The organism is Kitasatospora sp. NPDC096077 (genome assembly GCF_040303245.1).
GTDB lineage: Bacteria > Actinomycetota > Actinomycetes > Streptomycetales > Streptomycetaceae > Kitasatospora.
In genome coordinates this window covers 36,127-44,321 of record NZ_JBEOSV010000072.1, presented here as the reverse complement: position 1 = coordinate 44,321, position 8,195 = coordinate 36,127, and the positions used below count along the sequence as shown (strand labels likewise).

The window sequence follows — 8,195 nt, the reverse complement described above, 5'->3', positions numbered from 1 at the left end:
ACATGCCGGTGATCTTCGCGGGTCCCCAGACCGCGAAGATCACCGGCATGCATCACGCCACGGAGTTGATCACTTACCCAACACTTTCTCAGTCGTCCACGACGGCCCCCACCTCGACGCCGACCGGACCTTCCAGTCCGGCCTCGACTTCCTCCTCGACGGCATCGCAGCCCGCATCCCGAACTGACGCGCCGTCGGGGCCAGCGAGAGGGGGCGTGAATCAGCCACCACGTGCCGGTCCGGGCTCGGCCCGGTGGAGCAGGGGTGTCCGGCGAGTCAGCAGTGGATGTGCTGTGTCCAGGAACGTCCGGCTGCCGTCTAGGCTGGTCAGGAGCGGTGTCCGGGATCGTCCGAGTGGTGGGGCCTGGCCGGAAAACAGCTCCCTGTCCCAGGGCGGGCCGCCACTAGTATCTCGACTGCGTGGCGAGGGGGCGCCACTGCTGCCGCTCACGCTCGGGAAGCCGTGCGCCCTAGTCATCTTCGCGCCAGCGTCAGGGAATCTCCCTGGCCTGCCGCTCTGACATGTCGTCACGATTCCAGCGCTTTCCGTGTCTCGCCGAGCAGGAGCAAGGACTTGACTGAGAAGCAACCCATTCGTTCGGATCTCTCGCGCCGACGCGTGCTCGCGGCCATGGCCACCGTGGCCGTCGGTACCGGGCTCAAGCTGGGGCTCGACCTGGGTGATTCACCGGCCGCGTCGGCAGCCGGCGGCCGGTTGGGTCTGGACTTCAACACCTACCCGAACCCGAGCCCTTCGACGATCAGCGCCAACGGCTACAGCTTCGTCTGTCAGTACCTCGCCGGACCCGGTGCCCTCACCCGCAGCAGCGCACTGGCGTTCATCGGCGCCGGCATCGACGTGGTCTGCAACTGGGAGATGGCTCAGTACGCGCCGTTGAACGGCTACTCCCAGGGCGTCAGCGACGCCCAGCGGGCACAGAGCGCGGCAGCAGCGGCCGGGATGCCGACCGCGCGCCCGATCTACTTCAGCGTCGACTGGGATGTGCAGTCCGGCGACCTGGCGGCGGTCGAGGCGTACTTCGACGGCATCGCCTCGGTGATCGGCCGGGACCGTACCGGCGCCTACGGCGGCTACTACGTGATCCAGCAGTTGTTCAACACCTCTAAGATCAGCTGGGGTTGGCAGACCTACGCCTGGTCCGGCGGCAGCTGGGACTCTCGTGCCCAACTGCGCCAGGTCCAGAACAACATCCAGGTCGGCGGCACGTCCGTGGACAAGGACCAGTCCGTGACCGATGACTTCGGTCAGTGGGGCGTTTCCTCGCTCTCCCACGTCTACGCCCTCTCGCCCAGTGGAACCGGGGTGTTCCAGTGGAACGGTTCTGGAATGGGCTGGACCCAGATCGGCGGGCCGGCCGCGGACATCTTCGCGGGTGGGGCGAGCCTCTTCGCGACCAACCCGACGTCGGGGAACATCTACCGGTACAACGGGACCCCGAACAGCTGGAGCCAGGTCGGCAGCCCGGGGTACACGTTCGCGCTGTCGAACGACACCCTCTACGGCCTGACGCCCAACCGTCAGGGCGTGTTCCAGTGGAACGGTTCGGGCAGCGGCTGGACCCAGATCGGCGGACCGGCTTCCACCCTGTACTCCGGTGGCTTCGGACTGTTCGCGACCAACCCGACCACGGGAAACATCCACCGGTACAACGGATCGCCGAACAACTGGAGCCAGGTCGGCGGGCCCGGCTTCACCTTCGCCGTCTCCAACAATGCCCTGTACGGCCTCTCATCCAACCAGCAAGCCGTGTTCCAGTGGAACGGTTCCGGCACCAGCTGGACCCAGATCGGAGGGCCCGCCACCTACCTGTACGGCGGCGGACACGGGCTGCTCGCGGTCAACCCCACTGGCGGGAACGTGTTCCAGTACAACGGATCGCCGAACAACTGGAGTCAGATCGGTGGTCCCGGCTACACCTTCTGCTCGACGGGCGGTACCTGGTTCGGCCTGACGCCGAACCAGGACGCCGTGTTCGAGTGGAGCGGCAACGGCACCGCCTGGTCGCAGATCGGCACTCCCGCTGACCTCATCGTCGCGGGCTCCTGAGCCTCAGGGAGCCGGTCCCGACCTGGTCGTCGGGACCGGCGTCCCCTGGGGGGAGCGGCCGGTATCTGCAGGGTGATCAGATGTTCAATCGGCTGGAGATCAGGGTGGTGCCGCCCGGGCGACGGTGGGGTGCACAGGTGCGGGTGTGGGTGGATGGCGAGGACCTGGTGGCGGGGCGGGCCGGGGAGGGTGGGGGCAGCGCTAACAGGAGAAGGAGGGCCGGTGAGATAGTTCGCCAGGTCGCAGCACTCGGCTTCCGCGTACGGCTCCTACGCGCCATCCGAGGCGCGTAAAACAGGCGATGGAGGCCTGCCCCGGCCGCGGGCCCGGATCGGGGTCGTCGTGGTTCTGACCGTGCCAGGCCGGTCAGGGCGCCGCGCTGCGCGGCCCGCCGGGCCCTTCCTGGCCAGGGCTGTGACACACCCGCCCGGGAGTGCGTGCGCAAGGGGACGGCCTGGCGGTCGGTGCGCAGCCTGCCGGCAATGACGTGCGAGGACGCCCTGCGGGTGCTGGAGTTCGCGGACGGTCCGACGACCGCGAGGTAGTCGCCGTGGTGCACGGTCAGGTCGAAGGGCCGCAGGGCCTCGACGGGCGGGGGCCCGGATAGGTGAGGCCGACTCCCCGCATCTCCATGACGGGTGCGCCCGGACTCATGGACGGCCGCCCGCGCCGGTGGGGCGGTTGCCCACCACGACCCGGTCACCGGGCGGGAGCGCGGTGCCCGCCTCCGGGGCGACTTCGACGAAGCCGCTGCCGGTGGCGGCGGCGGCGCGGACGACGAGGCGCCGTACCGTGCCGTCGGCGCCGAGCACGCCGACGGAGGCGCGGCCGTCCGCACCGGCCGCCGTCGCGGGCGCCCGTTGGGCGATCGAGGAGAGTATTCGGCACATCACGCCAAGTCCGGGTGCTGCTTTTCATCGAATTCGCCAGAGTGCCACGATGCTCCGGATGCGAGGTTGTAGAAGTATGACCGAAAAGCGCCGATGAAATGCCTGACAATAGTGCATGAAGCGCACAATCGACGATGGCTTGAAATCAGTTCCGCGTATGCGGAGTCTTTGATACGGTCTTTCCCAGGAAATGCTACTCAAGGCATTCCGTGTACCAATGTGGAGGGGACTCGTGATAGTCAAGCGGCTCGGTTTCGTCATGGCGGCTCTTGCCGCAAGTGCGGCATTCCTCCCTGTGGCTGGCGCGTCGGCCACAGGTGCTTCCGTCCGCGACGTGGTCAACCCGCCCGGCCACTACGGGCTGTGCAACCAGAACAGCAACAAGTGCCTGGTCGTCCTGGCGAGCGGCGCCTACGGCTCGCGGGCGACCCAGACCACCGCGGGGAACTTTGCAGATCAGAGCTGGCACCTCAATGACTCGGGTGCTGTCACCGAGATCAGGAACGCCTACAGCGGCCAGTGCCTCACCGCCCAGGGGTACGACGACGGCGCCCCCGTCTTCCAGTACACCTGTACGGGACAGGATGACCAGAAGTGGTACCCCCGCAGGCTCGGCGCCAACTCCACGTGGTGGGTGAACTACCACAGCGGAAAGTGTCTCCTGGTCCAGGGGATGGAAGAGGGAAACCCTGCCAAGCAGACCACCTGCGGCTACTTCCAGGACCAGTACTGGGACATCTGATCCGTTCGGATGGGTAGCCGGAAGGCCGTAGGCGGAAAACCTTCTGGGTGAATTGCCGCAGACGGCCTGCAGTTTGCCGAGCGCGGCGGTCTGCCGCGCTCGGCAAACGTTTGACGGAAATCCTTTTCCCTGCCCCCTGGAACTTCCGTGCAGGCTTCCTTGTTGCCTCTCTTGTCCAAAGTACGGTCGCTGACCTGCCATGGACTCAGCAATGCGTCGCCACCTGTGCGCTCTCCGTCTCATCCTTGCCGGGCCGATGCTCCGGAGGCCCGGTGGCGCCCGTGTTGAACGGGCGGACCGACCGGGGGAGAGGGCGCTGCCTGAGTGAGGTGGTCGGCCTCCGCGTGGCAGTCTCGCATCCCACCCACTCGGCGCCACAAGGGACCTGAGAATCTGAACGCTAGAACCTGACAGACATCCCATGAACCGGAGAGTCAAGCGGCGAGTGCGTGGGCTTGCTGAGACCAGGCTGTCGCCTCGTCGTACGGTGTACCGGTCCTGAGGCAGTCGTGCAGGATGCCGACGAGCCGGTTGGCGAGTTGGCGAGTTGGCGCAGGGCGGCGTTGGACTCGATGCCGCGGTACCGCTGCTTCTCGTAGTAGGCCCTGGCGCCGGCGGAAACCCGAAGTGCGGAGAAGGCGTGGGCGATCAGGGCGTCGATGAACCGGTCGTTGCGGACGTGTTGCGCAGTCACGACCTTCTTCCTCCCGGAGGCACAGGTGACCGGGCTGGTGCCGGCGTAGTTCTTGCGGACCTTGGCGTTGGCGTAGCGGTGCGGGTCGAGTGACGTCGCCGCCGTCGACGTCGCTCGGACCGCACCGCCACGGTCTGGACAGGGCCCCGGCTCAGGCCGGCACATCCTCGCCGCACTCGCGCACCAGCTCGTAGGAGCGGCCGCGAAGCCGTCACCTGGACGGGCCCGGGCGCGGGGCCGTCCGTCTCCGCACGGCTCGCCGGTCAGCTCCGGCGACCGGATTCCCCGGTGCCCGGGGCGGGGCGTTCCCGCAGGCCGCGGAAGAAGGTGCGGATGTCGGCGACCAGCAGGTCCGGCTGCTCCATGGCGGCGAAGTGGCCGCCGCGGTCGAACTCCGACCAGTGCACGATGTTGTCGATGCGTTCGGCGAAGGCGCGGACCGGCAGGGTGATGTCGTGCGGGAAGACGGCCACGCCGGTGGGAACGGTGGAGGGCGCGGCCTCGGTCCAGCCGTTGCGGGCCGACTCCTTGTACAGCCGGGCCGAGGATCCGGCGGTGGCGGTGAGCCAGTACAGCATCACGTTGGTGAGGATGTGGTCCCGGCCCACCGCGGTTTCTGGGGTGTCGCCGCAGTCCGTCCACTCGCGGAACTTCTCGACGATCCAGGCGAGTTGGCCGACCGGGGAGTCGGTCAGGGCGTAGCCGAGGGTCTGTGGTCGGGTCGCCTGGACGGCGGTGTAGCCGGAGGTCTCGGCCTGGTGGCGGGTCCAGGTGTCCAGCCGTTCGCGGTCGAGGGGGCCGAGGGTGGCCGGGTCGCCGGTGGGGAAGGTGGGGGAGGTGTTGACGTGGACGCCGATCACCTGCGCGGGGGCGGCCAGGCCGAGTTCGCGGGAGATGCCCGAGCCCCAGTCGCCGCCCTGCGCGCCGTAGCGCGGGTAGCCGAGGCGGGCCATCAGCTCGGCCCAGGCGCGCGCCACCCTGCGGTAGTCCCAGTCGAGTTGGCTGGTCGGGCCGGAGAAGCCGTAGCCGGGGATGGAGGGGGCGACCACGTGGAAGGCGTCGCGCGGGTCGCCGCCGTGGGCGCGGGGGTCGGTCAGCGGGCCCAGGATGTCCAGGAACTCCGCCACGGAGCCGGGCCAGCCGTGCGTGATGATCAGCGGGGTGGCTTCGGGTTCCGGTGAACGCACGTGCAGGAAGTGCACGTTGGTGCCGTCGATGGTCGTGGTGAACTGCGGGAAGGTGTTGAGCCTGGCCTCGTGTTCGCGCCAGTCGTAGCCGGTGCGCCAGTGCTCGGCCAGGTCCTGGAGGTAGTGGAGCGGGACGCCGTAGTCCCAGTCGGTGCCGGGCGGCGAGTCGGGCCAGCGGGTGCGGGCGAGGCGCTCGCGCAGGTCGTCGAGTGCGTGCTGGGGGATCGCGACGCGGTAGGGCCGGATGGCGGGGACTTCGGCTGTGGTGGCTGCGGCGGCTGTGGCGGTCACGGTGGGGCCTTTCGTCGTTGGGTGGGGTGAGGGACGGCGATGGTCCGGTCAGGTCGGCAGGACGTGGTCGAGCAGGGCGGCCTCCAGGTCGCGCAGCGGGAAGGCCGGGTCCTCGGCGGCCAGGGTGAGGCCGCCGCGGATGCCGGCCAGCAGGAGCAGCCGGGCGCCCTCGGGGTCGGGGGTGCCGCAGGCCGTCAGTGCCTCGTCCAGGGCGTGCAGCAGGTCGGCGGAGGCGAGGTCGGCGCCTGCGGCCACCAGGACGGAGCGGGCCTCGGGGTCGGCGAGCAGGGCGGAGACGGCCCGGCTCTCCTCGACCTCCTCGGGTGCGGTGTCCAGGCCCAGCAGGGCGGAGCGGATCAGCAGCCGCAGGGTGGCGGCGGGGCTGTCGGCCGGCTGGGCGGCGAGTGCCGCGCGGGTGCGCTCGCGCCAGCCGTCGGCGATGTCGATCAGCAGGCCGTCCTTGCTGCCGAAGTAGCGCGAGGGCAGTCCGTCGGCGACGCCGGCGCGGGCGGCCACCTGGCGCAGTGTGGTGGCCCGGTAGCCCTGTTCGGCCATCAGCAGGACGGCGGCGCGCCGGATCCTGGCCCGGGTCGCCTCGCGGACCGCCGCCGAGGCCTCAGGAGTGCGGGGCATGGGGATGCGGGTTTTTTGGTTGAACCATTGTTCAATATAAACATGGGAGGGGCCGGCTCGGCCAGCGCCCGGGTCAGGGCAGGGGGCGGATGAGCGGTCCGAGGGCGGCGACGGCGGCCTCGTGGGTGATGAAGTCGGCGGAGGGGATCTGGATGAACTCCGCGCGGTCGGGGTGTTCGTAGTGGTGTTCTTCGAGGAGGCGGGCGTCGGCGTCGTAGCGCCAGTGCATGGCGATCCGCTGGCGCCTGATCCAGGTCCGTCGGGGATCGCCGTCGGGGTTCGACTCGGGCGGCAGGTGGAGGTGGTAGGTCGCCTCCGAGGCGAACCCCCAGTCGGCGACCGCGAGTTCCTCGCCGTGGACGGTGACGACCGTGGCGCGTCGGCGCGCCATCCGGTCGTAGAAGTCGGCGACCTGCTGCTGCCCGTCCAGGGTGACTCCGCGCCCGTCGGGGTCGATGTAGTGGTAGACGGGGTGCGCCACGGTCATGGCGGGGTCGTGGACCACCTCGCGCCAGCGGCCGGTGACTTCGAGCAGGGCGTGGCGGCGGTAGTTCTCCAGGATCCGTCGGTGGAGCGGGTTCTCGGTCCGGTCGAGCAGCAGGTCTGCTCCCCGCGTCAGGGCGGTGATGTCTTCCTTCGCGGTCATGATGTCTCTCCTCAGTGGTGTCGAGGGGCCCGAGGGGCGGGCGTGCGGATCAGTCGACGGTCAGGACGGCCTTGCCGCGCAGCCGGCCGCGGGCCATCTCCTCCAGGAGGGCGGCGCTGTGACTCCAGTGCGCCCGGTGTCCGATCTCCGCGCGCAGCCGACCCTGTGCGGCGAGTTCCAGCAGGTCGGCGAGGTCGTCGGCATCCTGCCGGTCGTCGGTGGCCAGGTAGACGAAGTGGTGCAGGGTCAGACCCCGGCCGCCGTCCAGCAGAGCGAAGAAGTCGAGGGTGAGGGGTTGGGCGGCGGCCTGTCCGAACCACAGGAACAGGCCGCCGGGGGCCAGTTTTCGGGCGGCGGCGGAGCCGAGGGGGCCTGCGACGGAGTCCAGCACGATGTCGAAGCTCCCCTCGTCCAGGTCCTCGATGTCGTGGGTGACGGTGGCGCCCAGTGCGGGCAGGTGGTGCCACGGCTCGCTCCTGGCGGCAACGGCGGTGACCCGGGCGCCTTCGGCGGCGGCGAGCTGGACGACGAACTGGCCGACGCCGCCGCTCATGCCGGTGGCGAGGATGGTGCGCCCTGCCAGTGGTCCGGCCTCGGCGAGGAGCCTGCGGGCCACCAGCCCGGCCAGCGGCAGTGCGGCGGCCAGGTCGCAGGACACGCCGTCCGGGACGGGGACCAGGCGCTGGGCGCGGACCGCGGCGTACTCGGCGGCCGCACCTCCGGCAGGCAGGTGCAGGACGACGCGGCTGCCCGCTCCGGGGCCGCCGCCGTCGTCGGCGGCCCGCTCGACCACGCCCACGGCGTCGATGCCGGGACGGTAGCCGGTCCCGGGACTGCTCAGGTGCAGGAAGTCGGGACGGTTGAGGGAGAAGCAGGTGATCCGGACCAGGGCCTCGTCCGGGGCGGTCTCGGGGGGATCGACCTCGCCGATCTCCACGAGGTGGCCGGCTCGACCGGTGGGGATGAGTGCGCGCACGGGAGAACCACTCCTCGAAACGGTAGTGACACTTTCGTTTCAAGCTAGCAGGTGAAACGGTAGTATCG

General features: G+C 69.8%; 7 protein-coding genes and 1 pseudogene. 3 read left to right on the top strand and 5 right to left on the bottom strand.

Features of this window, described 5'->3' with window-relative positions; genetic code table 11:
* Both ABTZ03_RS37005 and ABTZ03_RS37000 read left to right on the top strand, forming a co-directional pair.
* Window positions 1-187 (top strand): annotated as a pseudogene (locus ABTZ03_RS37005) (hypothetical protein); the annotation flags it as partial.
* A gap of 444 nt (window positions 188-631) precedes the next feature.
* The gene (locus ABTZ03_RS37000) at window positions 632-2,068 is read left to right on the top strand and encodes a glycoside hydrolase domain-containing protein (RefSeq protein WP_350517577.1); all 1,437 of its coding nucleotides are present in this window, start codon (window positions 632-634) and stop codon (window positions 2,066-2,068) included.
* A gap of 650 nt (window positions 2,069-2,718) precedes the next feature.
* Here the strand turns inward: ABTZ03_RS37000 and ABTZ03_RS36995 are convergent.
* Window positions 2,719-2,958 carry a hypothetical protein gene (locus ABTZ03_RS36995; protein ID WP_350517576.1) on the bottom strand — a complete coding sequence of 80 codons (240 nt, stop codon included), beginning with the start codon at window positions 2,956-2,958 and terminating at the stop codon, window positions 2,719-2,721.
* Window positions 2,959-3,292: 334 nt separating this feature from the next.
* Here ABTZ03_RS36995 and ABTZ03_RS36990 point away from each other — a divergent pair, with 334 nt between their 5' ends.
* Entirely contained in the window at window positions 3,293-3,700 is a 408-nt protein-coding gene (locus ABTZ03_RS36990; protein WP_350517575.1) for an RICIN domain-containing protein, read from the top strand.
* A gap of 957 nt (window positions 3,701-4,657) precedes the next feature.
* Here ABTZ03_RS36990 and ABTZ03_RS36985 read toward each other — a convergent pair.
* From ABTZ03_RS36985 to ABTZ03_RS36970, 4 genes are all read right to left on the bottom strand, one after another.
* Entirely contained in the window at window positions 4,658-5,872 is a 1,215-nt protein-coding gene (locus ABTZ03_RS36985; RefSeq protein WP_502894712.1) for an epoxide hydrolase family protein, read from the bottom strand.
* A gap of 48 nt (window positions 5,873-5,920) precedes the next feature.
* A complete protein-coding gene (locus ABTZ03_RS36980; protein WP_350517574.1) occupies window positions 5,921-6,505 on the bottom strand; it encodes a TetR/AcrR family transcriptional regulator in 585 nt (194 codons plus the stop codon).
* Window positions 6,506-6,578: 73 nt separating this feature from the next.
* The gene (locus tag ABTZ03_RS36975) at window positions 6,579-7,151 is read right to left on the bottom strand and encodes a hypothetical protein (protein ID WP_350517573.1); all 573 of its coding nucleotides are present in this window, start codon (window positions 7,149-7,151) and stop codon (window positions 6,579-6,581) included.
* A gap of 49 nt (window positions 7,152-7,200) precedes the next feature.
* Window positions 7,201-8,127 (bottom strand): zinc-binding dehydrogenase, encoded by a 927-nt coding sequence (locus tag ABTZ03_RS36970; protein WP_350517572.1) that lies wholly within the window; start codon window positions 8,125-8,127, stop codon window positions 7,201-7,203.
* Window positions 8,128-8,195 lie beyond the last annotated feature (68 nt).